This is a genomic window from Shewanella eurypsychrophilus (assembly GCF_007004545.3).
GTDB lineage: Bacteria > Pseudomonadota > Gammaproteobacteria > Enterobacterales > Shewanellaceae > Shewanella > Shewanella eurypsychrophilus.
Map to the genome: position 1 here is coordinate 2639108 of NZ_CP045503.2, position 26635 is coordinate 2665742.

At 41.9% G+C, this 26635-nt stretch carries 19 protein-coding genes; 12 read left to right on the plus strand and 7 right to left on the minus strand.

Annotation, left to right across the window (positions count from 1 at the left end):
• The first annotated feature begins 155 nt into the window (after window positions 1–155).
• Together FM038_RS11175 and FM038_RS11180 are read left to right on the plus strand one after the other, a co-directional pair.
• Window positions 156–443, plus strand: a complete 288-nt coding sequence (locus FM038_RS11175; RefSeq protein ID WP_142871204.1) for a DUF406 family protein — start codon at window positions 156–158, stop codon at window positions 441–443.
• 193 nt (window positions 444–636) lie between these two features.
• Window positions 637–2805, plus strand: a complete 2169-nt coding sequence (locus FM038_RS11180; RefSeq protein WP_142871203.1) for a sensor domain-containing phosphodiesterase — start codon at window positions 637–639, stop codon at window positions 2803–2805.
• Window positions 2806–2819: 14 nt separating this feature from the next.
• Here the strand turns inward: FM038_RS11180 and FM038_RS11185 are convergent, their stop codons facing one another.
• The 3 genes from FM038_RS11185 to FM038_RS11195 form a co-directional block, all read right to left on the minus strand.
• The gene (locus FM038_RS11185; protein ID WP_142871202.1) at window positions 2820–3305 is read right to left on the minus strand and encodes a YchJ family protein; all 486 of its coding nucleotides are present in this window, start codon (window positions 3303–3305) and stop codon (window positions 2820–2822) included.
• The gene (locus FM038_RS11190) at window positions 3295–3864 is read right to left on the minus strand and encodes a YybH family protein (protein WP_142871201.1); all 570 of its coding nucleotides are present in this window, start codon (window positions 3862–3864) and stop codon (window positions 3295–3297) included. Before FM038_RS11190 ends, FM038_RS11185 begins: the two co-directional genes overlap by 11 nt.
• Window positions 3865–4104: 240 nt before the next feature.
• Window positions 4105–5943 carry a M2 family metallopeptidase gene (locus tag FM038_RS11195; protein ID WP_142871200.1) on the minus strand — a complete coding sequence of 613 codons (1839 nt, stop codon included), beginning with the start codon at window positions 5941–5943 and terminating at the stop codon, window positions 4105–4107.
• 196 nt (window positions 5944–6139) lie between these two features.
• On the opposite strand from FM038_RS11195, the gene psrA reads away from it, so the two are divergent.
• Both psrA and FM038_RS11205 read left to right on the plus strand, forming a co-directional pair.
• Entirely contained in the window at window positions 6140–6778 is a 639-nt protein-coding gene (psrA, locus tag FM038_RS11200; RefSeq protein WP_142871199.1) for a TetR family transcriptional repressor PsrA, read from the plus strand.
• Between the two features lie 45 nt (window positions 6779–6823).
• Window positions 6824–9100 (plus strand): acyl-CoA dehydrogenase, encoded by a 2277-nt coding sequence (locus FM038_RS11205; protein WP_195873256.1) that lies wholly within the window; start codon window positions 6824–6826, stop codon window positions 9098–9100.
• 280 nt (window positions 9101–9380) lie between these two features.
• On the opposite strand, the gene pyk is transcribed toward FM038_RS11205, so the two are convergent.
• Window positions 9381–10820 carry a pyruvate kinase gene (gene pyk / locus FM038_RS11210; RefSeq protein ID WP_142871198.1) on the minus strand — a complete coding sequence of 480 codons (1440 nt, stop codon included), beginning with the start codon at window positions 10818–10820 and terminating at the stop codon, window positions 9381–9383.
• Window positions 10821–11005: 185 nt separating this feature from the next.
• Window positions 11006–11860: a MurR/RpiR family transcriptional regulator gene (locus tag FM038_RS11215; protein WP_142871197.1), complete on the minus strand. Its 855-nt coding sequence runs from the start codon at window positions 11858–11860 to the stop codon at window positions 11006–11008.
• A gap of 309 nt (window positions 11861–12169) precedes the next feature.
• Here FM038_RS11215 and zwf point away from each other — a divergent pair, with 309 nt between their 5' ends.
• The 8 genes from zwf (at window position 12170) to FM038_RS11255 (ending at window position 21619) form a co-directional block, all read left to right on the plus strand.
• Window positions 12170–13642, plus strand: coding sequence for a glucose-6-phosphate dehydrogenase (gene zwf / locus FM038_RS11220; protein ID WP_142871196.1), 1473 nt, complete (start codon window positions 12170–12172; stop codon window positions 13640–13642).
• 12 nt (window positions 13643–13654) lie between these two features.
• Window positions 13655–14353: a 6-phosphogluconolactonase gene (gene pgl / locus FM038_RS11225; protein WP_142871195.1), complete on the plus strand. Its 699-nt coding sequence runs from the start codon at window positions 13655–13657 to the stop codon at window positions 14351–14353.
• A gap of 9 nt (window positions 14354–14362) precedes the next feature.
• The gene (gene edd, locus FM038_RS11230) at window positions 14363–16189 is read left to right on the plus strand and encodes a phosphogluconate dehydratase (protein ID WP_142871194.1); all 1827 of its coding nucleotides are present in this window, start codon (window positions 14363–14365) and stop codon (window positions 16187–16189) included.
• A gap of 14 nt (window positions 16190–16203) precedes the next feature.
• Entirely contained in the window at window positions 16204–16845 is a 642-nt protein-coding gene (locus tag FM038_RS11235) for a bifunctional 4-hydroxy-2-oxoglutarate aldolase/2-dehydro-3-deoxy-phosphogluconate aldolase (RefSeq protein ID WP_142871193.1), read from the plus strand.
• A gap of 272 nt (window positions 16846–17117) precedes the next feature.
• On the plus strand, window positions 17118–18089 hold the full coding sequence (gene dmeF / locus FM038_RS11240; protein ID WP_142871192.1) for a CDF family Co(II)/Ni(II) efflux transporter DmeF: 972 nt from the start codon (window positions 17118–17120) through the stop codon (window positions 18087–18089).
• Between the two features lie 51 nt (window positions 18090–18140).
• Entirely contained in the window at window positions 18141–18560 is a 420-nt protein-coding gene (locus tag FM038_RS11245; RefSeq protein WP_142871191.1) for a MarR family winged helix-turn-helix transcriptional regulator, read from the plus strand.
• Window positions 18561–18777: 217 nt separating this feature from the next.
• Window positions 18778–20409: a phosphoethanolamine transferase gene (locus FM038_RS11250; RefSeq protein WP_142871190.1), complete on the plus strand. Its 1632-nt coding sequence runs from the start codon at window positions 18778–18780 to the stop codon at window positions 20407–20409.
• A 178-nt stretch (window positions 20410–20587) separates the two neighbouring features.
• On the plus strand, window positions 20588–21619 hold the full coding sequence (locus FM038_RS11255) for a GGDEF domain-containing protein (protein WP_142871189.1): 1032 nt from the start codon (window positions 20588–20590) through the stop codon (window positions 21617–21619).
• Between the two features lie 126 nt (window positions 21620–21745).
• Here the strand turns inward: FM038_RS11255 and FM038_RS11260 are convergent, their stop codons facing one another.
• Together FM038_RS11260 and FM038_RS25305 are read right to left on the minus strand one after the other, a co-directional pair.
• Window positions 21746–24439 (minus strand): bifunctional acetate--CoA ligase family protein/GNAT family N-acetyltransferase, encoded by a 2694-nt coding sequence (locus tag FM038_RS11260; RefSeq protein WP_142871188.1) that lies wholly within the window; start codon window positions 24437–24439, stop codon window positions 21746–21748.
• A 161-nt stretch (window positions 24440–24600) separates the two neighbouring features.
• Window positions 24601–26364 (minus strand): sigma 54-interacting transcriptional regulator, encoded by a 1764-nt coding sequence (locus FM038_RS25305; RefSeq protein ID WP_142871187.1) that lies wholly within the window; start codon window positions 26362–26364, stop codon window positions 24601–24603.
• Between the last annotated feature and the right edge of the window lie 271 nt (window positions 26365–26635).

Sequence of the window (26635 nt, forward strand, 5' to 3'; positions counted from 1 at the left end):
AGCCTGGTGAGGAGTAAGAGATAGCTTATTACTTAATAGCCATAAACCTGTATGTTTATTTGAGCTTATGGATCGTAAAAACATGACGAAAGTATCAATGTCTTAATCTTGTTAGCGTATAATTACTCAAAGGTATTTTTTGAGATTTAAACAGTATGAAAAACATTCAAGATGCGCAATCTAATTTAGTCAACGATTCATGTAACGATTGTGGTAGTTATGCTGACATTGGCGCTGTGATTGATGAGCACGACAGGTTATTAGTTATCAACCTTTTTGGTGAGCAAGCAGATGAAAAATCAAAGAAACTGTCTGATTTAGCGTGTGCTAGGTTTGAAGACGTAAAGTGTCATGTTCAGCGTACAGGATCAGGCATTGATTTAACCATTGAGTTTGCTTTTAGTGCTGAAAAAATGATTTTTCAACTTGAAAATACCATTTGAACACTCAAATTGAACACTCAAATTAGAAATAATGCGAGTTGTGACGCATATTGCCGAAACAGAACAAAATGTGTAGGCTAAAGGTTTTAAATATAATAACAATTTCAATAGATGTTTCTAACAATTAGCACAGCGTTGAAGGTGTTAAGAAGCATTGAGCAAGCATTTTATGCTTCCTATTTCAGGGACCGTCGTGAATAAAAGTAAGTATCAGTACTTATTAGAGACAATCGTTAACTCTAAAGATAAACAAGATGGCAATTTTAAGAATACCTCGGAACTGGCGACAGAGCTTCTCTGTCAACATTTAGAGGTTAACTATGTTGGTGTTTGTATTATCTCATGTGAAGATCGTGATATGTCTCTGGTGGCTGATGCTGGCTTATTAACCTCCCTAAAATTGCGCCGTCCTATTCCTTCCGACTGTCCTAATTATATAACTGAACTAAGAAACAAACGTCTTATTGATGTCACTTGTGTTGAAAAAGATGCAAGAGTGAGTGAACTGACTTCTGTTTACTTTAATCCTAAAGGCGTTAAATCAACGCTTGATATTGCAATCAGGATAAACGGTCATTTAGAAGGGGTGCTGTATTTAGAGCGGGACTGTGTTTGGCCTTGGTCCGAGAGTGAAATACATGTAGCAACCCATGTTGCCGATCAACTTGCACTGACTTTAGCGACACGTAATGCCGACGAAAAAGATGAACGGCTGATGCTCTTGTTGAGTGCTGATGAACAATCAGATCAGGTCAGTATCTTGATTAACCTTAAAACTGATCAAGTTGAGTATATCAATCAAGCTCATGAGTTTATTTCAGGAACACCAAAGCATGAGGTCATTGGCCAGTCTTATAAAAGGCTTGATTTTATTAAGCAAAATCCTGAAGAAGCCGATGCCGTTTTAGCTAAGATAGCTGGCGGTGTACAGGTAAAAGGCGAAAGTAAGATAACGCGGCTTGATGGTAAAACTTACTGGTTAAGATATTCAGTTAAGCAATTTATCACAGATAGAGGCAATCATTATGCTTTGGTTAAAGCTGATGATATTTCTGATGAAAAGCAGTATCAGGTAAATTTAGAGCGCTTAGCTTGGCGTTGCAGTTTAACTGGACTATATAATCGTGGCTATTTCAATAAAGAATTAGACAAGACTCAATCTGGCCAGTTGATTTTAATCGACTTATGCGGCTTTAAACGTTTCAATGATACCTACGGCCATGAGAGTGGTGATGAACTATTGGTTGAAGTTGCGAGGCGATTGAAACATTTTGCCGATGTAAATAAAACTAAGCAACTTGCGCGAGTGGGAAGTGATGAATTTGCTGTGATCATACACTTGAATGATCGAGTGGAAATTGATTATCTCATTAGCAGACTTTATACCCAATTGACCCAAACAATCATTATCGGCAGGGAGCACATTCAGCCAAAACCAGCACTTGCCATTGTTGATATTGCATCAGTTGAGGAGCAATTTGTTCCTTTAGCCTGTGCGGATATAGCGATACAGTATGCCAAGAAAAAACAGGGTGATACGATTCAAGTGTTTAACAACGCTCTGCTCAATGCTTTCAAAGAAGATACGCAAATTGAAAGAGACTTACAAACCGCATTGAGAGGCCGTGAATTTGAGCTCTATTACCAACCATTAAAAGATCTGAAGAAGAAGTCCTATATTGGTGCTGAAGCACTCATTCGCTGGCATCATCCTAAAAAAGGCATCCTATATCCTGGGGCATTTATTGATATAGCCGAGCAAACTGGGATGATAAATGCAATTGGCACTTGGGTGTTAGAAGCTGCATGCAAACAATTAAACTTATGGCAGCATCACCATATCGATATTTCCATGCATGTTAATGTTTCTGCTCGTCAATTCTTCAGCGGTAATCTTTTTGATCAAGTATGGAATTTGATGTCTCGTTATCGCCTTAAACCGGGTAGCTTGATCCTCGAGATCACAGAAACTGAGCTGATGGAAGATATCAAGTATGCCACTCGCTTGTGTACCGAGCTATCTGAGCTCGGTGTCGGCTTGGCCATTGATGATTTTGGGACTGGTTATAGTTCTATGCGATATTTAAAGCAATTTCCAATCAGTAAGCTAAAAATTGACCGTTCATTTATTTCTGATCTTACAGTGAGCCGTGAAAGCCGTGAAATTGTGAGTGCGATAATCGCAATGGCAACAGCCTTAAATATCTCGCTCACAGCAGAAGGGGTTGAAACCAAAGAACAGGAAAAATTTCTATCGGATCACCTTTGTCACCAAGCTCAGGGCTTTCTTTATAGCCCAGCCCTCAGAGAGGCTGACTTCTATCAATTTATACGTAATGCCAGCCCCGAACTATTGCACTAAGTCGGTTTGAAACACTACTTTAAACAACATTGTTTGAATTTTTTAGCGCTACCACACACACATTTATCATTTCGTTTTGGGTACAGGGGACTAAACTGTTGACCTTGTGTGTATAGCCAAGTGTTATTGAAAAACTCAAAGTCAGATCGTTCATGAATTGCATCTAATCCATTATCATCTTTATACCAAGCTTGAAATTCGACTTGACCATTTTTGCCCGAGGTTGATGAAGAGATGACATTCAAAGATAACCAATGATTGTGTGGAGGCCCAGACAAGTCAATGACAGTGAGGCCATTTAAAAATCCAGGATGATGAGTTGCAATTAAATAGTCATACTCTTGCATGACAAATGCACTGTAACGGCTACGCATCAGTTGCTCTGGTGTGCTGGCTTGCTTGTTTTTTAGGTGAAGTAGACCGCAACACATAGGATATAAAACAGGTGTTTCAGCCTCTTTTGCACCACATGGGCAGGGAATATTGGTATTAGTCGTCATGACTCTCTGTGGGTAATGGAGAAAATTGACGGCCATAATACAGGTTTGGCGAGGGCTTTGCATTGTAGTAAAAAGGCGTTTCTGAGCGATTATTGGTATCTACGGTCAAATACCATTTTCCGTCAGCTTTCTTTTTTGAGACATTGACAAATTTTCCAGCAAACTCACTAATCGGCTCTTCTGCTTCTGCAGCTGGATGGAACCGGATAAGGTAGTAACCTATATCAGTGGCGTTATCAATGGACATTTGGCGTTCAATCACTCTAAAGTCAACCTCAATACGGGCTTCCTTATGCTTAATTTTTCCGAAAAACTTCTTGTATAGCGCGATGATGTTTTCACGGCCCATAGTAATTTCTTTACTTTGGTTTTCAGGAATATAGCATGCATCCTCTGCGTAGATCGTTTTGACTATATCGGCATCTAGCTCATTAAATGCTTGAGAAAACTGTGTATACAATTGATTAATTGCAATATTTTCTTCATTTTGTGCAATTGCTGGCTGCAATGCAGTCAGCAAGGTGACGAAAATGATTAGAATAGCTTTTATAAATGACATTAAATATTTCAAGTCCACCAATACTAAAGTCACTATAATAGATGACGTTGATTATCTAAAGTTTTAGTTCTTAACAAAGTGTGTCTTACTAAGATCCTGCAGTGACCGTTAATGATCTTTTATCCTTAAGCAACGAAATGAAAGTCAAAAACCGTAAGTTCGTTAGTGAGCCTGCGAGTAGTAGTCGACAACAAAGCGCTATTTAACATAGCGCTTTGTTGATTCGCTAATTATAGGTATTTACCATCCACACTGACGGTTAGCCTGAGTATTTTGCTCATTTAACCAAACTTGCAATGGTGCAAAGTAATCTAAAACTGCACTAGCGTCCATTTCTGGACTGCCTGTGACTACCTTCAGCGCCTCTGGCCATGGACGACTTTGACCCATCTCAAGCATAGTATTAAGCTTACTTCCAGCGTCTTTATTACCATAGATACTGCATCTATGAACCGGACCTTTATCTCCTGCAATATCGCACAAGGATTGATGGAACTGGAATTGTAAAATGTGCGCCAAGAAATAGCGAGTATAAGGCACATTTCCCGGTACATGATACTTAGCGCCTGGATCGAAATAGTCTTCGCTTCTTTCAATAGGGGCTTTAACACCTTGATACTTTTCTCTGAGATCCCACCAGGCTTGGTTGTATTGCTCAGGTGTTATCTCACCACTAAATACCTTCCAGCGCCACTGGTCAATCATCAAGCCAAACGGCATAAAGGCAACTTTATCGAGTGCTTGCTTTAACAATAGGCCGATATCTTTAGAAGCATCAGGGACTTCATCTAGCAGACCAATTTGTTTCAAATAGCTAGGAGTGATGGAGAGGGCGATGGTGTCGCCTATCGCTTCATGGAAACCATCATTAGCACTATTTTTAAAAATAAATGGTTGGCCTTTATAGGCTCTTTGATAATAGTTGTGACCTAATTCGTGATGGATCACACTAAAATCTTCTGCAGTCTTCTGAATACACATCTTGATACGAATATCATCTAAGTTATCTAGATCCCAGGCAGATGCGTGACAAACGACATCACGATCTTTAGGTTGCACAAACAGAGAACGCTCCCAAAAAGTGTCAGGTAACTCATCAAAACCCAGTGAGCTAAAGAAACTTTCAGCCTGCTTAACCATTTTAATTTCATCATAGTTATGCTTTGCAAGTAACTCGGTAACGTCATAACCAGGATCTGCATCTTGCGGAGCAACTTTATCATAGATATTGCCCCAACTTTGAGCCCACATATTCCCTAACAGATGAGCTGGAATGGGTCCGTTTGCTGAAACGACGTCTTCACCATACTCTTCATTTAGCTCACCGCGAACATAACAGTGTAGTGAGTCATAAAGGGGTTTGACTTGACCCCAAAGCCTATCTAATTCTGTAGAAAATTCATCGGGCTTCATATCATACTGACTACGCCATAATTCTGATAAGTTGGCATAGCCAAGATCTATAGCGCCTTCATTAGCGAGTTCTACCTCGCGTTCAAATAAAGGACGCATAGGTGTGGCAATATCTCGCCAGCCTTTCCATACTTCGAGTAATAAAGCTGGATCGCTCGATTCACCCATAATTGCAGAGAGTTCTGGTTGAGTTAAACAGCGGCCATCTTCAAAACAATATTTTCCCTTGCCATATAGACCGTTTAATTCAGAGCTAATACTGGCAAGTTCTGCATTTTTTACAGGATCCAGTGGTGCGGGCAACACCAATGAGCTACGCAATATGTTTAGCTTTCTTAAACTGGCGTCATCTAGTGGCAGATCGGTATATTTTGCAGCTTGGGTAGCGAGTTTGACTGACGTCGCGGTTTGCTTCTCGCCGACAGAGGCTGAAAGCGCAGCAGTATCTGCAGTGATAAAGTTACTATAAATCCATTCTGAACGATTTATCTCAATGGAGAGATCACTTAAACTCTGTTCGGCTTGTTCAATAAACTGCTGTGCTTCTTCTGTTTTAGACTGCGTCGAAGTTTGGCTGTTGTCTTGTGCAGAATTACAGCCTGAAACACCGATTGAAATGGCAATAAGCAGTGAAAGCCGTTTAAGCTTTGGTTGAAAAAGTTTCATCTTGTCAGTTCCCTTGTTGTTATTGTGTTGAGTATTCTATCTAAAAATTCATTTTTTAAAAGTGGAACAAAACAAAACAACGGCTTTGGAGCTAAAATCTAGACATGCTCTACCATAGAGGGATAATTTTGTTTGACAAAATGTGAACCAGTGTTTAATTTAAACGTGTGTTTAAAATAGAGTTAAAGGTCACGGAATGGCAAATCGATCCGATACAAAAACAAGAATACTGGATGCTGCAGAAAAACTATTTGCAGAAAGAGGCTTTTCTGAAACCTCATTACGTCTAATTACCAGTAAGGCGGAAGTTAACTTAGCTTCAGTCAATTACCACTTTGGTTCAAAAAAAGAACTGATCCGAGCAGTACTTGCTCGCTATCTAGATGTGTTCATGCCCGCAGCATCGTCAGAAATCGCTAAGTTACAGGGAGCCGAACAAAACGCTTCACTTAATGAAATTTTTTCGACGTTAGTAAAGCCATTGCTAGACTTAAATCTACTCAGATCCGAAGGCACTCGTACCTTTTTACAGCTGTTAGGTCGAGGATATATAGAAAGTCAGGGTCATCTTCGCTGGTTTATTACGACTCACTATGGCGAACATTTAAAACAATTTGTTAAAGCCGTAGCCGACAGTGCACCACATATTCCTCCTGCAGAGATGTTTTGGCGCTTACACTTTACCTTAGGTACCGTGGTCTTCACTATGGCTTCGGCAGATGCGCTAACAGAGATTGCAGCTGCAGATTTTGATGAGCATAATGATATCGAAGCGGTTATACGCAAAGTCATCCCCTATTTATCCGCAGGTGTCGCTGTTCCGGTAACTGCGTAATTCCTGCTGAGCAAGCCCAGGTTATATTGAATATAAGGTAATGCCATGACTCTTTTTATCCTCGCACTGTTAATTATTATAGTGTTATTTGGTGTCAAAAATATCCGGATGCAGTTTATTACGCGTCCGGTTTTCTCGTTTTTTAAGAAAGTGCTCCCTCCGCTATCCGATACTGAAAAGGAAGCGATGGAGGCTGGAGATGTCTGGTGGGAAGGTGAGTTATTTAGAGGCAAGCCGAATTGGGAAACATTGCACAGCTATGGCAAGCCGAAACTGACCGCTGAAGAGCAAGACTTTCTTGATAATCAAGTGATGACGGCACTCACAATGATTGACGACTATGACATAGTGCACAATCGAAAGGATCTTCCACCCGAACTTTGGCAATATTTTAAAGATGAAGGCTTTTTTGCGCTTATCATTCCTAAACAGTATGGCGGCAAGGCGTTCTCTGCTTATGCAAACTCAACCATCGTGAGTAAACTCGCTAGCCGAAGTGTCAGTGCAGCTGTGACGGTGATGGTACCGAACTCTTTAGGGCCTGGAGAATTACTGACTCATTATGGTACTCAAGAGCAAAGGGAGCATTGGCTACCCAAATTAGCCACGGGTGAAGCGGTCCCTTGTTTTGCATTAACTGGCCCAGAAGCCGGATCCGATGCAGGGGCCATTCCTGACGAAGGCATTGTCTGTAGGCAAGAGTTTGAAGGTGAAGAAGTTCTCGGCCTGAAACTCAATTGGGATAAGCGGTATATAACACTCGCACCTGTTGCAACAGTACTGGGTCTTGCATTTCAAATGCGTGATCCTGAAGGACTGTTAGGTGGAAAAGAAGCTTTGGGGATCACCTGTGCACTCATTCCAACCGATCTTAGTGGGGTTAAAATAGGCCAAAGGCATAACCCGTTGAACATGGCCTTTATGAATGGTACCACTCAAGGTGAAGATGTGTTTATTCCCCTCGATTGGATTATTGGTGGTCCACAGTATGCCGGACGTGGGTGGCGAATGCTGGTTGAGTGCTTATCTGCTGGACGTGGGATCTCATTGCCTGCACTGGCGACAGCCTCAGGACATACCACGACTAAAACAACCACAGCTTATAGCTATGTCAGACATCAGTTTGGCTTGTCCATCGGTAATTTTGAAGGGGTTCAAGAAGCGCTTGCACGTATTATTGCCAACACCTATCAATTAGAAGCTGCCAGACGCTTGACCACAACGGGCATCGATCTAAAGGTAAAGCCTTCTGTGGTCACTGCCATTGCTAAGTATCATATGACGGAAATGAGCCGAGATGTGCTCAATGATGCTATGGATATTCAATCGGGCAAGGGGATCCAGCTTGGACCAAAAAATTATCTAGGCCATCCGTACATGGCTAACCCCATTTCAATTACCGTTGAAGGTGCAAATATATTAACCCGCAGTTTAATGATATTTGGTCAAGGGGCCACTCGTTGTCATCCCTATGTGTTGGCGGAAATGGAAACGGCAGCGATGGAAGATAAATGTGCAGCTCTAGAGAGGTTTGACGCTTTATTGCTAGGACATATCGGCTACGCGACACGCAATGCCTTCAGCTCAGTCTTTAGTGCGTTAACAGGAAGTCGATTTAATCAAGCGCCTGTCAGTGGTGAAACACAGCAATATTATAAAGACATGTCGCGGATGTCTTCAGCACTTGCCTTTATGACGGATCTGTCAATGTTGATCATGGGCGGTGATTTAAAACGTAAAGAGATGTTGTCAGCGAGAATGGGCGATGTACTCAGTGAGCTCTATCTTGGTTCGTCGACCTTAAAGATGTTCGAAGATAACGGTCGTCAGCATGATGATTTACCAGCTGTACGTCATGTGATGGCAACCCGTTTACAAAATGCGGCAAAAGCCTTAGAGGGTGCATTGCGTAACTTCCCCAATCGACCCGTTGCTTGGATAATGAGAGCGGTAATTTTTCCTTTGGGAAATCACTTCAACGGGCCTACAGATAAGATGAGTATTGATCTTGTCAAAGGTATGTCGAAGCCGGGCCCTGCTCGAGACCGTATCACTTTCTTATGTCCTGATTTTGCTGGGGATAAAGGCGGTATCGCAGAGGTAGAAAATGCATTTGTGGCTCAATATAACTGTAGAAATCTGCATAAGAAAATTAAATCAGCCCAGCGCAATGGTACATTACCGAGAAAAATACCTAACTCAAGATTGTTTGCACTCGCGCTTGATGCAAAAGTTATAGATGCCAGTGAGCTAGAGCTCCTGCTAAAAGCCGACAAACTCAGGTTAGCAGCAATTAATGTTGATGACTTTAGTGAGCTTTAATTAAGGTTTAAATTTTAGTTATCTTTAAATTATAGCTATCATAGTTGAAAGGGCGCTTAGGCGTCCTTTTTCTTGTGCTTGCGAGGATGAATGCCTAGGTGATATCAGGAGTACCCCTACTCCGGTACATCAGTGACGACAATAGTAAATTATGTTAGCCATCTTTTGCCCCCTTTATTTGCTGCTTCAGTGTCCTTCGCCTCCACAAAATTGATAACACTATATTTTTTCCAAAAAAAAGGACACGCTAAAGCGTGTCCTTTTAAAGATGAAAATAGAACTATGCGACGATTAATACTTTACAAGTATTCGTGCCACCAATAGTTTCCATTGAATCACCCTTAGTCATTAGCACCATGTCACCACTTTTAAGGTAACCTGCTGCAGTCAGAGATTCTAATGCTTTACGAGCAACATCTTCTGCATTGACACCGGTCGAATCAAAATGAACAGCTTGTACGCCACGGTATACTGCCATTTTTGCAAGTGTTGTCTCATGACGAGACAATGCAAAAATAGGTAAAGAAGAGCTGATCCGAGACATTAGCTGAGGGGTCGCACCCGACTCAGTTAGTGCCACAATAGCTTTGATGCCTTTAAGGTGGTTTGCAGCATACATAGTTGAAAGTGCAATCGTTTCTTCAACAGAATCGAAACTTTCATCCAGTCTATGCTTAGACACTTGTACACTTGGGTGTAACTCGGCACCAAGACATACTTCAGACATGGCTTTAACTGTTTCTTCAGGGAAGTCACCAGCAGCAGTTTCAGCAGAAAGCATGACAGCATCGGTACCATCAAGAACAGCGTTAGCCACATCCATGACTTCAGCACGAGTTGGCATAGGGCTGGTTATCATTGACTCCATCATCTGAGTCGCTGTGATAACACTCTTGTTAAGCTGACGAGCTCGGCTGATCAATTTTTTCTGAACAGCAACTAGCGCTGGGTCGCCAATTTCAACACCTAAGTCACCACGAGCGACCATAACGACATCAGATGCTCTAATCACATCATCCATCGCTTCGTCGGTTGCAACAGCTTCGGCACGTTCAACTTTAGAGACGATTAACGCATTGCTACCGGCTTTAACCGCGAGTTCACGTGCATAATCTAAGTCTGCACCTGTACGCGGGAAAGAAACGGCTAGGTAATCGACTTGAATTTCAGCAGCGGTAACAATATCGCGCTTATCTTTTTCAGTCAGTGCAGCAGCAGAAAGACCACCACCTTGCTTGTTGATGCCTTTATTATTAGATAAAGGACCTGCAACAGTGACACTAGTATGTACCTTGTTACCTTCAATCTTTTCGACTTTCAGTTGAACACGGCCATCATCTAACATCAAAATATCGCCGATACAAACATCGTTCGGTAATTCTTTATAGTCGATGCCAACTTGATTCTCGTCGCCTTCACCTTTGCCTAGATCAGCATCTAGTAGAAAGCTTTGACCTAAGTTTAACTGAACTTTCTTGTTATCTTTGAAGGTCGAAACACGGATCTTTGGACCTTGAAGATCACCAAGAATTGCAACATGAACGCCGAGTTCTTTTGCAATTCTACGCGTATCACTCGCGCGTTTTAGGTGGTCTTCTGGTGAGCCGTGAGAGAAGTTTAAACGAACAACATTAGCGCCTGCTTTGATTATGCGGCGTAAGTTGTCATCGCGGTCGGTAGCTGGACCCAAAGTAGTTACAATTTTGGTTCTGCGGAACATGACAAACTCCGTTAAGTGTTAAAAGAAATCTACCACTATATTAACAGAGCTTTTGGATTTATGTAGGAAAATTACAAACAAAATGATCTAAAACAATATATTAAATTTGTGAAGCCAGGCTTAAAAGTGCGAAATAAAAGGCAGTACGTATAAAGTAGTACTGCCGTCAGTATAAAGAAAGTCAGTTACAAAATTTGATCTTTATCAATTCTTGACTCTTTAAGTACCTCTTTAACACGCTTTAAACTCTCTCTAAAGCGTGGTCCGCGGCGAAGCGTAAAGCCAGTGGCTAGCACATCGATAACGACTAACTGGGCTAGGCGAGAGGCCATAGGAAGGTACATGTCGGTATCTTCAGGGACTTCCATGGTGACAGGTAAAGTACATTCGGTTGATAGCGGAGAATGTCGCGCAGTGATCCCGATAACCGCGGCCCCATTTTGTCGAGCAAGTCTAGCGACATCTATCATTGATTTAGTTCGACCAGTGTGTGATATCAGTACAAAAACATCGCCTTCACCACTGTTAATACAACTCATGCGTTGCATCAGAACATCATCAAAACAGATCACAGGTACATTAAATCGGAAGAACTTATTTTGTGCATCGTGGGCGACTGATGCAGAAGCACCTAAGCCAAAAAATGATATCTTTTTTGCTTGAGTGAGAATATCAACGGCTTTATTGATCGCCGATGTATCAATACTTTGTCGTGCAGTATCGAGGGAAGCCATTGATGATTCGAAAATTTTTGTCGTGTAAGCATCAGGGCTATCATCTTCTTCCACATGTCGGCTGACATAGGGAGTACCGTTAGCTAAACTTTGAGCAAGGTGGAGTTTAAAGTCGGGGAAACCTTTGGTATCAAGGCGACGGCAGAAGCGGTTTACAGTAGGCTCACTCACATCCGCCATTTTAGCTAAAGTGGCGATACTTGAGTGGATTGCGGTTTGCGGAGAAGCCAAAATAACTTCTGCAACTTTCCGCTCTGATTTACTAAAATGGGTCAGGCTTTTTTGAACCTTTTCTAGGGTATTCATATGCGTACGTCCACTCGAAAAATTATGTAATTTTATTATTTATTTTCAGTCATTTTAGAAAGTTTCTAGAAATGAGAAACTTGACTCGTATGACGAATTATATGTAAGAGGTGATTAAAACTTTCTACTGTATATAGTAATTTAATCACAAAAAGCATATCAGATTATAGGGGGGTATGCCTAGTTCGCTAACTGTTGTTATTTACAAAATTTAGATGCAATTAACAAATTCTGTTGTTATATTACAACAAACACGTGAGATTCACCTCGATTCGATCGAACACAGTGACTTTAGGAGATGGAGAAGCTATGGGCATAACAACACCAGAAGCCAAAGCTTGTGATTTTGTATTGTTTGGTACCAAAGGGGATTTAGCTCGTCGTAAATTACTCCCTTCTTTATACCAATTAGACAAAGCAGAACTACTTAACGATGAAACCAAAGTAATTGGTGTCGCGAAAGATGACTTTACTCAAGAAGCGTTCCAAGAGTTAGTCAACAAAGCGTTACATGAATTTGTTAAAGAGGAGCTTTGTGCTAAGACAGTGAGCCGCTTCTTAGCGCGTTGTCACTATATAGGGACTAACTTTACTGAATCAGAAGGCTATCAAGAATTCCATGATATTTTAGAGCCCGAAAAACGAGTGATGGTCAGCTACTTTGCTACGCCTCCAGCAATCTTCGGTGATATATGTCGCTGTCTGAATGAGCAAAACCTTATTCATCATGACTCCCGTGTCGTGTTAGAGAAACCCATCGGATATGATCTTGCCTCTTCAAAAGTCATTAACGATAATGTGTCCGAATTTTTCAATGAAAACCAAATCTATCGTATCGATCATTATCTAGGTAAAGAAACCGTTCAAAACCTAATTGCACTTCGTTTTGCAAACTCCTTGTTTGCATCTAAGTGGGATAACAGAACCATAGATCATGTACAGATCACCGTAGCTGAAGAAGTCGGTATTGAAGGTCGCTGGGGTTATTTCGATAAAGCGGGTCAGATGCGAGATATGATCCAGAACCATTTATTGCAAGTATTGACGTTAGTTGCGATGGATCCTCCAGTCAACTTAGACTCAGACAGTATCCGTGACGAAAAAGTAAAAGTGCTTAAATCTTTGCGTCCAATTAATTCTGACAATATTTACGAAAATACTGTGCGTGGTCAATATTCTACTGGCTTCCTCCAAGGTCGATCAGTCCCTGGCTACCTCGAAGAAGAAGGTGCTAATACACAGTCTAATGCTGAAACCTTCGTTGCACTGCGTATCGATATTGATAACTGGCGCTGGGCTGGCGTACCTTTTTATCTCCGTAGTGGTAAACGTATGCCATCGAAGAGCTCTGAAATTGTGGTTTACTTCAAAAACCCACCGCATAACCTTTATCGTTCAAGCTATCGTAACCTGCCACCCAATAAGTTAACCATTCGACTTCAGCCTCATGAAGGCGTTGAAATTCAGATGATGAACAAAGTGCCGGGTCTTGAACAAAAACAGCGCTTACAAACCACCAAGCTAGATTTAAGCTTCTCTGACACCTTTAAAAACGAGCGTATCGCAGATGCTTACGAGCGATTGTTACTCGAAGCTATGTTGGGTAATCAAGCCTTGTTTGTTCGCCGTGATGAAGTTGAGCAAGCTTGGACCTGGGTCGACGGAATTATTCAGGCTTGGGAAGAGAGCGGTGAAAAACCTAAACCTTATCCGGCAGGAAGTTGGGGCCCAGTAGCCTCTGTGGCTTTGATCGCTAAAGATGGCCGTTCTTGGGACGAGTAAGAGGATTAACACATGATTAAAGAAAGTGTATTCAAATCATTTGATGATAAAGCGTCGTTGGAAAACCAGTTAGCAGACCGTATCGCTAAACAGTTACAAGAAGCTGTCGACACCCGCGGTAAGGCAAGCTTTATCGTTTCTGGTGGCTCAACACCAGTAAAACTATTTCAAATTTTGAGTAAGAAAAATGTTGAATGGAGTGATGTTTACATCACCTTAGCCGATGAGCGCTGGGTAGACGCAGAGTCAGATGATTCAAACGAGCGATTAGTCAGAACGCATTTATTGCAAAATAAAGCTGTCAACGCCAAGTTCCGAGGCTTAAAAAATATGTTCTCTTCACCTGAAGAGGGCTGTTCAATGGCAATAGAGCAGTTAGCTAATTTTCCTCGTCCTTTCGATGTCGTCGTATTGGGCATGGGAAATGATGGACATACTTGCTCTTGGTTCCCCTGCTCAAAAGAGATAGATGAAGCACTTTCTACTGACAAGCTTTGTGTCGCTGTCACCCCAGGTACAGCACCTAATTCAAGGTTGTCATTATCAAAAACGGCTATTTTAGCCAGCCGTCAAATTTATTTGCACATTGTGGGTGAGCAGAAATTAACTGTTTACCGTCAAGCGCTTGAAAATGAAGATGCTAACAGCATGCCGATCAGAGCGGTCTTAGGGCAACATAAGACACCTGTTGACGTTTACTGGAGCGCTTAAGGAGTAATTATGCACGCAGTAGTACAATCTGTTACCGATAGAATTATCGAACGCAGCAAAGTGTCACGGGCTAAATACCTGGCGGCGCTCAACGAAGCCAAACTTAACGGTGTTCATCGTAGTGCGTTAAGCTGCGGTAATTTAGCACATGGCTTTGCAGCATGTAATCCTAATGACAAGCAAGCCATTAAAGGACTCACTAAGGCTAATATAGGCATAGTGACATCTTTTAATGACATGCTTTCTGCTCATCAACCTTATGAAGTTTACCCTGATCTACTGAAGGCCGCTTGTGCTGAAGTGGGCAGTGTCGCTCAAGTTGCCACTGGCGTACCCGCTATGTGTGATGGCGTGACTCAAGGTCAGCCAGGCATGGAGCTAAGCTTACTGAGTCGTGAAGTTATCGCGATGGCGACGGCGGTAGGCTTATCCCACAACATGTTCGATGGTGCTTTGCTGCTGGGGATCTGTGACAAAATCGTGCCAGGTTTATTAATCGGAGCGTTAAGCTTCGGTCATCTACCTATGCTATTTGTCCCTGCGGGCCCGATGAAATCAGGGATCCCGAATAAAGAAAAAGCGCGAATTCGTCAAAAGTTCGCACAAGGGAAAATCGATAGAACGGAGCTTTTAGAAGCAGAATCAGCCTCTTACCACAGCGCTGGCACCTGTACTTTCTATGGTACGGCGAACAGTAACCAATTAATGCTTGAGGTCATGGGGCTACAACTTCCAGGCTCTTCATTTGTTAACCCTGATGATCCATTACGCGAAGCACTGAATAAAACAGCGGCTAAACAAGTGTGTCGTCTCACCGAAATGGGGACTCAGTACACCCCAATTGGTGAAGTGGTCAATGAAAAATCAATCGTTAATGGCATTGTTGCATTATTGGCTACGGGTGGTTCAACCAACCTAACCATGCATATCGTTGCAGCTGCCCGTGCGGCTGGCATTATCATTAATTGGGATGACTTTTCTGAGTTATCTGATGCGGTGCCATTATTGGCGCGTGTTTATCCGAATGGTCACGCTGATATTAACCATTTTCATGCTGCTGGCGGTATGGCGTTCTTAATGAAGGAACTGCTTGATGCGGGCATGCTTCATGAAGATGTCAACACGGTAGCCGGTTTCGGTCTACGCCGTTATACCCAAGAGCCAAGACTGATTGATGGTCAACTGACTTGGGTCGATGGTCCAACAATAAGTTTAGATGCCGAAGTGCTGACGACAGTCGGTGAGCCGTTTCAAATTAATGGCGGTTTAAAGTTATTGAAAGGAAACCTTGGGCGCGCAGTGATCAAGGTGTCGGCCGTTTCTGAGCAGCATCGATATGTTGAAGCCCCAGCGGTTGTGATTGATGATCAAAATAAACTCGATGCTATTTTTCAGTCTGGTGACTTGGACAAAGATTGTGTTGTCGTGGTGAAAGGACAAGGCCCTAAGGCTGTTGGTATGCCAGAGCTGCATAAGCTCACGCCTATCTTAGGTACATTACAAGATCGAGGCTTTAAGGTTGCTTTATTGACCGATGGCCGTATGAGTGGGGCATCGGGTAAAGTACCTGCGGCGATTCACCTTACGCCTGAAGCCCTTGATGGTGGCCTAATTGCTAAAGTTCGAACTGGTGACATGATCCGTGTCGATGCATTAACGGGTGAGTTGTCCTTGTTAGTGAGCCAAGTAGAAATCGATGCACGCGTAGCTGAAAAAGTACAACTTCGTCATACAAGTTATGGAATGGGCCGCGAGTTATTTGGCGCATTAAGATCAAATTTAAGTAGTCCTGAAACTGGTGCACGTTGTACTAGCGCCATTGACGAAATTTATTAAAGGAAGCGTAACGAATGCCTGAGAATAACTGGTCACTACAACCACAAGATATCTTTGAACGCAGCCCTATTGTTCCTGTAATGGTGATCAATAAGATTGAAGACGCCGTACCCTTAGCCAAAGCACTTGTTGCTGGTGGGATCAGTGTTTTAGAAGTGACACTGCGTACACCTTGTGCATTAGAAGCTATTACCAAAATTGCCAAAGAAGTGCCTGAGGCTTTAGTGGGGGCGGGGACTATTTTAAATGAAGTGCAACTTCAGCAGGCTGTTGATGCTGGCGCTCAGTTCGTGATCACACCGGGTGCGACGCCGAGTCTGCTTAAAGCAGCAATGGCTGGTACGATTCCCTTGATCCCTGGCGTTGCCAGTATCTCTGAAATCATGACTGGTATGTCACTGGGTTACACTAACTTTAAGTTTTTCCCTGCTGAAGCATCTGGTGGCGTCAATGCACTAAAAGCGTTCTCGGGTCCTTTAGCCGATATTCGTTTTTGTCCTACAGGCGGGATCACGCCAAGTAGCTACCGTGATTATCTCGCGCTTAAAAATGTTGATTGTATTGGTGGTAGCTGGATTGCACCAGCTGATGCGATGGAGCAGGGTGATTGGAATCGAATTACCGAGTTATGTAAAGAAGCAATTAGTGGTATCTAGTATTAATTGTTGAGCTATACCAATGGGTATTAGCATTTGATTTATAAAAGGCTGCCAAAAGGCAGCCTTTTTTGTGCCTGTTATGGCGATATTCATCGATTCCCTACGCCCATCAAGCTTCAACGTTCAATGCATTCTGATGTCGATCACACAAAATAAGCAATATAACGATTTTAATATACTTTGATCTTCAAACTATATTAAAATCGTGTTGTTTGGTAATCAAACTAAATTGAACGCAGATTTAAAATTAACCAAGGTTAGGGTAAGAGATGAATAATAAGAGTCATATAATTAATAAATGGCAGCATAATCATAATTTTGCTTCAGTAAGCAATGCAGGAGAAAGGAATACTCGATACGTATTGTATCTAACATTAGTGACTATGATTGTAGAAATAGTCGCGGGCACTATCTATGGATCGATGGCGTTACTTGCCGATGGTTGGCACATGGGGACACATGCTGCAGCGTTTATGATCACTTTATTCGCGTATTGGTATGCGAGAAAGCATGCTGATAATCCAGCGTTTTCTTTTGGTACCGGTAAGGTAAGCGTTTTAGGGGGCTTCACCAGTGCAATAGCCCTAGGTTTAGTTGCATTAATTATGTTAATTGAATCTCTGATCAGGGTATTTAATCCTCATGCTATTCAATTTAATGAAGCTATTTTAGTGGCAATTATTGGTTTAACGGTCAATGTGATCAGTGTCTTTTTATTAAAAGATCATCATAGCCACTCTCATGATCATGGACACTCACATGAACATTCTCACTCTCATGATAAAAGTTCGGGTGATACTCACGATCATAATTTAAAAGCGGCCTACTTCCATGTGTTGGCGGATGCGCTAACCTCCATACTTGCTATTGCTGCACTAGTGATGGGTAAGTTGTATGGGCTTAATTGGTTAGATCCTATCATGGGAATTGTTGGCGCTATCATCATAACAAAGTGGGCTTGGCAACTACTCAAGCAAACAGCGCCAATCTTGCTGGATGGGAGCATAGAAAGTGATTATAAGCAGGAGATCATTTCTGAGATCGAATCAGATGATGAACACCATATAGCAGATATTCATGTATGGAGAGTCAGTGCAGATCATTTCGCCGCTGAAATTTCGATTTTAGCTGGAAACCCAAGAGAAACGGCCTATTATCGAAAAAAATTAAAACATTTTTGTCGACTTAGTCATTTGACCATTGAAGTTAATCGCCTTACTCAGGCAGAATATAGTCATTGATAGTTTATTTGCCCACTATCACCTAGAGAGTGGGCATTGTAAGAGGTTCAGATGAAAACGACGGAAGATCAATTAAATCATGCAATGGTTGAATTTTATGAAAAGCTATCTTCCTGGGAACAAGACGTTGTCAAAGATAATGGCCACACACTCGCTCAAATTCATACTGTTGAGATACTCGGTGGACACGGCCCGATGCGAATGAAGGAGCTTGCCGAAAAAATAGGGGTCACGACAGGAACACTCACAGTGCAAATAGATAAGATGGTTAAGGCGGATCTTGTTACACGCCAACCCCATGAGACTGATCGTCGTTCAATTTTAGTTGCACTCACCAAGACAGGTCATCAACTCTACGAGGAACATGACGCGCTTCATTTACAGTTAACAGGTGAATTAACGGTAAAATTCAGTGATGAAGAGAGGGTGCAATTATTAAGCTTTATGCAGCGTATTAATGCTGAATTTTAAGCCTGCTTCATAGTATCTGGATCAATAAAGGCAAGTTTGATGATCAGCTTGTTTTATTCAAATTCTTCAACTAATACCTTAAGTACAGCATGAATTATTGGCATGCCCGAAGTGGTTTGCAACGCGCCTAAGACTGCCAATACGGCACAAGCTAAAGCAGTGTCACTGCATTTTTTGATTTGCAGCCCTGCTAATATCAGTTTGTAAGAGAGTCTGCGTGGTATTTCGGTTAAAGAATCTAACGGCAAATCAATTTACTCTATTTATTTCTATTTTCTATGTGGTCGTATTTAATATTCCCTTCTTTACACTCGTTAAGTTAGGCATTGAAAAGCAAGAAGAAGTCGATCTATTGTTTGTTACGACAATGCCTCTTTTTCTTGTCTTTGTATTCAGTTTTTTGTTCTCTATTTTCAGTATCAAGTATCTGCTAAAGCCATTTTTCATTAGCGTTACATTACTCTCTTCCAGTGTCTTTTTTGCTGCTCTGCACTACGGTGTGGTCTTCGATTATGGAATGATTGAAAACACGATTGAGACTAATTGGGCAGAAGCTTTCACCTATATCAACTTCTCTTCAGTCGTCAACTTTGTGCTTACTGGCTTGATACCCGCTTTTATCATATTCAAACTTAATATTGAGTTCCAGCCTTTAGTGAATGAGTTGCTACGAAAAATTTGTTTTATGCTGCTGATGTCGTTAGGTATTTTTGTTATAGGGTTTATTTACTATCAAAATTATGCGTCATTCGGTCGTAATAATGATGAGTTAAAACGATTTATCATTCCCACTTATGTGCTTAGTTCGATGGTGAAATATGCAGAGCGTAACTATTTACAAAGCGCCATTGTTTACCAGCAGCTAGGCTTGGATGCGGTTAATCTCACTGAAGACAGTAATAACAAGTCGAATCTTGTTGTGCTCGTGCTAGGAGAGACTGCACGTTCAATGAACTACGAATATTATGGCTACGATAAAGACACAAATCCATTTACTAAAGTGCATGGGGTCACCGCTTTTAAAGATACTCACTCTTGTGGTACGGCAACGGCTGTTTCTGTTCCCTGTATGTTCTCTAAACTGAAACGTGAAAACTACGATGCTCGACAGGCTAAGGCGCAGGACAGTGTGCTGGATGTGTTACAGCATGCGAGCATAGATCTACTTTGGCTAGATAATGACAGTGGCTGTAAAGGTGTATGCGATAGAGTGCCACACCAGAGGGTTAATTTAGACAGTGACCCTGAGTTATGCGATGGCCAATATTGTTTAGATCAGTTACTGCTTAACGAATTAGATAAAACCTTGGTAGAGATACCAAACGTAGACATATTAATTGTTCTACATATCCTAGGCTCCCATGGCCCAAGCTATTATCTAAGGTATCCAGATGAATATAGAAAATTCACACCCGATTGCCAGCAAAGTGACATTCAAAACTGTACCGATGAAGCGTTAATGAATTCCTATGACAATACCATTTTCTATACCGATTATATTATTGCGCAGGTGATACAGAAGTTGAAATTACAAAGTACACGTTTTGATACCGGAATGATCTATATCTCAGATCATGGTGAGTCTTTAGGAGAGAAGGGCATCTATCTTCATGGTGCACCCTATGCAATCGCACCAGAGGAACAGACCCAGATCCCCATGTTAACTTGGTTTTCTGATGATTTTTATGCAGACAACAGATTAAATGTTCAATGTTTAGCGGCTAAAGCCGAAGTTGGTGGTTTTTCTCATGATAATTTGTTTGATTCATTACTAGGAATAATGAATGTAAAATCAGAGGTATACACTAAAAACTTGGATGTTTTTAGTTCCTGCAGGGTAAAAAAGTAAATAAAATGTAAAAAAGGGGTGGCAAGCCGCTTTTTTTTTATTATGGTAAATAAGAATAAAACTTAAGTGTGAACCGATAACTTTCTTATACCGATTGGTATTAGATCAGTTTACTCGCTACAGATATTGTGGGATTGGCTAAAGTACGTGACTAAAAGATACACAGGGCGGTGAAAATATGAACTTAGCGAAGCATTTGTCAGATACCGAATTATCAGCAAAAATTTTAAGGCATGCAGTGCCAAAAATGTCTGAACTCAATATTCCCGTGACGCCAACGAATTATGCTGTGTGGTATGAGTATTATCTGGGGATTAACCTTGATTTAAAACGGGCTATTGATGGACTGATCACTAATGCCGTCAGCTTTTCTGCAGAAATAAACGATGGACTTTATAAAAACTATATTCAAGAAAAGTCCCCTGAAGTTATTGAAAATGTGCAAATTGAAACCCAAATCATCATTAATAATTTACTGGCTAAAGTCGGTAAGATGACCGAGGGTACGGTTAATTTATCAGAAACGCTCTCTGAGTTTAATACAGAATTAAAACTGCAGCCGGATGTTGATGTATTAACTCGATTGGTTGACAGCTTAGTTGATAGTATGGAGGAGGTCACTCAAAGCAATAAAGAGATGGAAGGCAGCCTCAATAGCATGCGCGATGAGGTTTCCACCTTAAAAAAAGAGATGGAAAACCTTAATTTGGTCGCCATGACGGATCAACTGACATCATTAAACAATAGACGTTGTTTTGAAGATGAAGTGCTTAAGCATCTGCATCAGCATATCCAAAACGGCTCACCTAGCAGCATGTTATTAATAGATATCGATCATTTTAAACAATTCAATGATAACCATGGGCATTTGGTGGGTGATAAGGTGCTAGCTTACGTCGCAATGGCCTTAAAGCAAACGGTTAAAGGCAGCGATTTTGTGGCTCGATACGGTGGTGAGGAATTTGTGATCTTACTGCCTAATACCAATAATAGCCAAGCCATGATTGTCGCAGAGCAAGTTAGAAAGACGATTTCAGAACGAAATCTGACAATAGGCAAGGGTAAAAAACTATCATTAGGTTCAATCACTGTTTCGGTCGGGGTATCGACCTTGAATATTAGTGACGATAGAGAAAGTTATTTCGTTAGAGCCGATGAAGCACTCTACCGTGCAAAATCCTCGGGTAGAAATTGTATTTGCAGTGAATGAGCAACAAAGGCTCATTGATAGTTAAGGACCATTTAAAGGGAACTGATTAAGACAAGGCCAACAACTGATGTGGATATTGTTGGCCTGAATACTTAAACAGATACTAATATTAGAATGATGACTCGCTTAATCCTTTAATCGCATGTCCATCTTAATCAAGTGTTCTTCCATATCGAATGTCACACTAAAACCAAGACGTTTGGCTAAATTCGCCATGCTTCGATTTTCGAACATGGTAAATCCGGTCAATAATTCAGTGTCGTTGTCTTTATAGTAAGCGATCAGTTTTTCTAATAGCAGTCTACCTAGCCCTTGCCCTTGATGATCACTTCTTACTGCCATGGCAAATTCAGCTTCGGTATTATCTGGGTCGATTGAAGCCCTAATCGCACCTAAGGTTATATCATCGCCATCATTATCTTTTGCTGTTGCAATAAAGGCCATTTCACGGGCGTAATCAATTTGAGTCAGTACCGCCATCTCTTCATGGGTCATCTTAGATCGAACACCAAAATAGCGCTTATATCTGTCTTCATCAGATAATGAATTATCAAAGGCAAGATGTTTCGGCTCATCTTCTGGCAAGATAGGCCTTAACATGACCCGCTGGCCATTTTTTAATGTCGCTAATTGCTCAAGCTCTTTCGGATAAGGTGAAATGGCGAGTCGAGAGGCATTATCTACCGGTTCATCATGTAGTTGAATATTAACATCGAGCAAAGTGATGTTTTCACCTGCGCACAATACTGGATTAAGATCGAGACTGGCAATCTCAGGACAATCAATAATCAAATGAGATATTTGCGTCAACATCACACACAGGGCATTCATATCTAGACCAAGTGGTAGATGCCGATCTTTCAGCTTCTTGGTCTTCAGAGCTTGGATCACCATATATCTAGCCAAGGTCATATTTAATGGTGGTAAAGCGACGACGGCATCGGCGCTAGGGTCCCATTCAGAGCCTCCTTCGCCGAGTAAGATTGCAGGACCAAACACTGGGTCATTAATCACCGCGACACGGATCTCTTGTGCGCCAGCGGTTAGTGCCATTTTTTGCACCAGCAAACCTTCAATCTGAGCATCTGGATGGCTAGACAAGACTCTTGCTGTGATAGCTTCTGCGGCTTGACTCACCTCTTCTTCACTATTTAAGTTAAGCATGACCCCATGAACATCTGATTTATGCTGTATATCTGGAGATTGAATTTTTAAGGCGACAGGGTAACCGATCTGCTGGGCAATGTTAGCGGCACTTTGAGGATCATTAGCCACATAGGTATCTATGGTTTTGAGTCCATAAGCACTTAGAATTGCTTGTGACTCATGGGTTTCTAAAATGCGTTTTCCTCGCTGTTTTGCCTTTACTAAGGCCTCTCGTGCGGCGACAGCATCTGTGGGTATGTTGTCAGGTATAGATTGCGGGACTTCTTGTAGCAGTTTTTGGTTCCTTCGGTATTCAACCATATGCATAAAGGCCCCGACAGCACCTTCTGGAGTGCGATAGGTAGGGATCCCAGCTTTATTAAACTGCTTTCTCGCTTGGTATGCCGCATCTTCACCACTCCAGTTAGTCAGCACATTGACTCTATTTCTGTTTGGGTGCTGAGCTATCATCGCACTCAGGCTGTCGGCAATTTCGACGCTATCACCCAATGCAGATGGAGAGTGGAGAACCAAAATAGCATCAGCCACGCCACTGCTCATCATAATTTCAACAGATTTGGTATATCGCTCTGCATCAGCATCACCACCAATATCGATGGGGTTTTGCCCGGACCAAGTGGAAGGTAAAAATTGATTCAGGGCATGTAAAGAATCGGCATCGAGCTCAGCAGATTTTCCGCCTCCTAACATGAGCTGATCGAGTGCAAGCACAGCCGGTCCGCCCCCATTGGTAACAATAGCCAGACGCTCACCGAGTAGCGGTGAAGAATGCGCCAATGTTTCAACAGCGGCAAAAAGCTCAATTAAGTCATTGACCCTCAACATACCAGCACGTCGAAAAGCGGCTTCATAAACCGCATCATTACCCATCAAGCCCCCAGTGTGCAATTTGGCAGCCGTGGTGCCTTCAAGACTACGCCCAGACTTAATGACTAAGATGGGTTTGTTTCTAGATGCAGCGCGGGCCGCCGATAGAAAGTGACGCTTTTCATTTATCGAGTCGATGTAGAGCATGATGGCACTGGTACGCGAGTCACGGCCTAAATAATCAAGTAACTCATCAAAATCAATATCAGTAGCATCACCTAAGGAAATAAAAGAGGAGAATCCTATGCCTTTGTTATTTGCCCAATCAAGCACCGTAGTGCAAATTGCTGCGGATTGAGAAACAAATGCAATCTTGCCTGGTAGGGCACTGGTGTGAGCCAAACTGGCATTAAGCCCTAAATTCGGTAGCATCATGCCTAAGCTATTTGGGCCCAGTAAGCGCATACCATAACATTTGGCATTACTCTTTGACTGTGTCAATAAGTCGATACCATCTTCAGTCGTTTGCTGACTCATGCCTGAAGCATTAATGATGGCCACCTTACAACCAAATTGAGCTAACTTTTCGACGATAGCGGGGACTTTTATAGCGGCCGTGCAGATAATGGCAAGATCGGGTATTAAAGGGAGCGCCTCGATGTTGGGGTAGGCGAGTACACCAAGCACGGCTTCATACTTAGGTGTCACAGGCATGATAGGACCAGAAAAACCGCCAGCTAGCAGATTTCTCATCACTACATTACCCGCGCGTTTTTCTCGGTTAGAAGCCCCAATAATCGCCACTGATTTAGGTTTAAATAGTGTGTTTAATGTTCTCTGGCTCATTGGTGCTTCCTTCTAACTCTGCGTGATAGATTCTAATGTATCAGACCATTAAACAGCGACTGACCTTGAATATACTGCACGCGTTACCGATAAAATTATTTAATGATCACATATTTAAGTCAGCAGGTCTATTTGGCTATCATTTAAAAAAGGTTTTGCTTTTAGCCGTGTGCACTTAAGCTATACTTCTTAATTTTCCGATACAGAGTGGCAATGCCTATCCCAAGTTCCTGCGCCACCAACTTACGATTACTCAAACGACTAATGCACTCCTCAATTCTGATTTTTTCCATCTGTTCCAGGCTTAAACTCTCTTCGTTGCCATCAGAAGGTATTTGACTCAATGTGATGGGGGCGGCCATTTCACTGGGGGTGTTTTCAAAGTAGGGCGGGAGTAAATCCACATCGATCTGATCGCCATCGGGTACAACATTCACCAAGTATTCAACTAAGTTACTTAGCTCCCGCACATTACCCGGCCAAGGATAGGCATTAAGGCTCGCTATAACGCTTGTTGTAATACCAGGATAGCTGCCGCCTATCTTTTGAGTATGGTGATCGAGAAAATGATAAGTTAACAATTCAATATCGCCATCTCGTTCTTTTAAAGGAGGCAGATGCATAGGGATCACATTTAAGCGATAGTAGAGATCTTCTCTAAACTCCCCTTTAGCAATCATCTCTGCGAAGTTACGGTTGGTTGCTGAAATCACCCGTATATCCACAGGTGTGGTTTTGCTCGCACCAATTGGCATGACCTCGCGCTCCTCAAGCATGCGAAGTAATTTTGCTTGTAGGGTAATGGACATATCACCAATTTCATCAAGAAATAGCGTGCCATTGTGCGCGGCCTGAATAAGGCCTATTTTCCCTTTAGTCAATGCACCAGTAAAGGCCCCTTTTACATAACCGAACAGTTCGCTTTCAAGCAGTTGTTCAGGAATTGCAGCACAATTTATTGCAACGAAGGCTTCTTTGCTTCGATCGCTGCAATTGTGAATGGCTTTGGCAAATACCTCTTTACCTGTACCGCTTTCACCACTGATCAAGATACTCGATGGGCTCTTTGCGACTCGAGCGATCAAGGTCTTTAACTTAGTGACCTTGTCAGACTTTCCTATGATGCTGCTGAAATTTGGTTGGGAGTTGATGGAGCCGGATAGTGTGGTGCTTGGTTGATAAAATGACATTAAAAATAGTTGGTGACTATTGATGATATGGAACTGACCTACGACTAACTCTTGTCGTGCACCTAATGAGATAATATGTTGTTGATGACCCTTTAACTCATTGTTATGAACCGATAAGGGCTGAATATGTACCGCTAATTGTTCTAGCTCTGTACGACTGATCTCTAGATTATTTAATGCTTGAGAGTTGCCATATTTAACGCGGTTATTGTCGTCGAGTACCAACACACCTTGATCCATATTACTAAGAAGGTTGGTAAAGACCTGATTAAGCTTATTCTCCGACTCGCCCATCTTTGCGACAAATATCTGCGCAGTATGCTTTATATAGTCAGATAGAATCTGCTCTTTTTGTTCCAGCCTCTCGCGAGATTCTTGATTGAAGGCGACTAAACTGATCACACCGATACAGCGTTCATCCAACATGATAGGCACACCGAGAAAAGCGGTCTCACGACAATTTTCTCTGCTATCACAACCATGACAGATTGGATCGGAACGTGTTTTTACCACCACTTTGGTTTGATGAGTCTCAAGGATATAGCGAAAGATGCGAGAACTGGTATTGAGCTTCTTGCCTAAAAACTTACTGTAGGGCCCGGTACCCGCTATACGCACTAAATCAGCATCAACAACTTCAACATCGAGTTGCAGTACTGTTGAGAGCATCTGTACAAACCTTAAGATAGTGGGTTGTAGCTGCATTAATTCAGATTGATGGGGGAGATTAAACATATTTTAGGTTCGGCCTTGATTAACTAATAACTTACCCTAAACATAAAAATAACTAATGGCCTTGATATGCGTCATTATTTGCTTGCTTATAAACGTATAAAAATAAAAACGTTAGCGAGATCACACTAGAGTATCAGAATGATAATTTTATCGCTTTTGCTATCATCTATCACGCTATCAATCACTATCAATGATAGTGAAATCATCCTCGGTTAATTATACCCTTTATATATATTCACCTTTTAAATCAGTGTCTTGTCTAGGTTTTGCC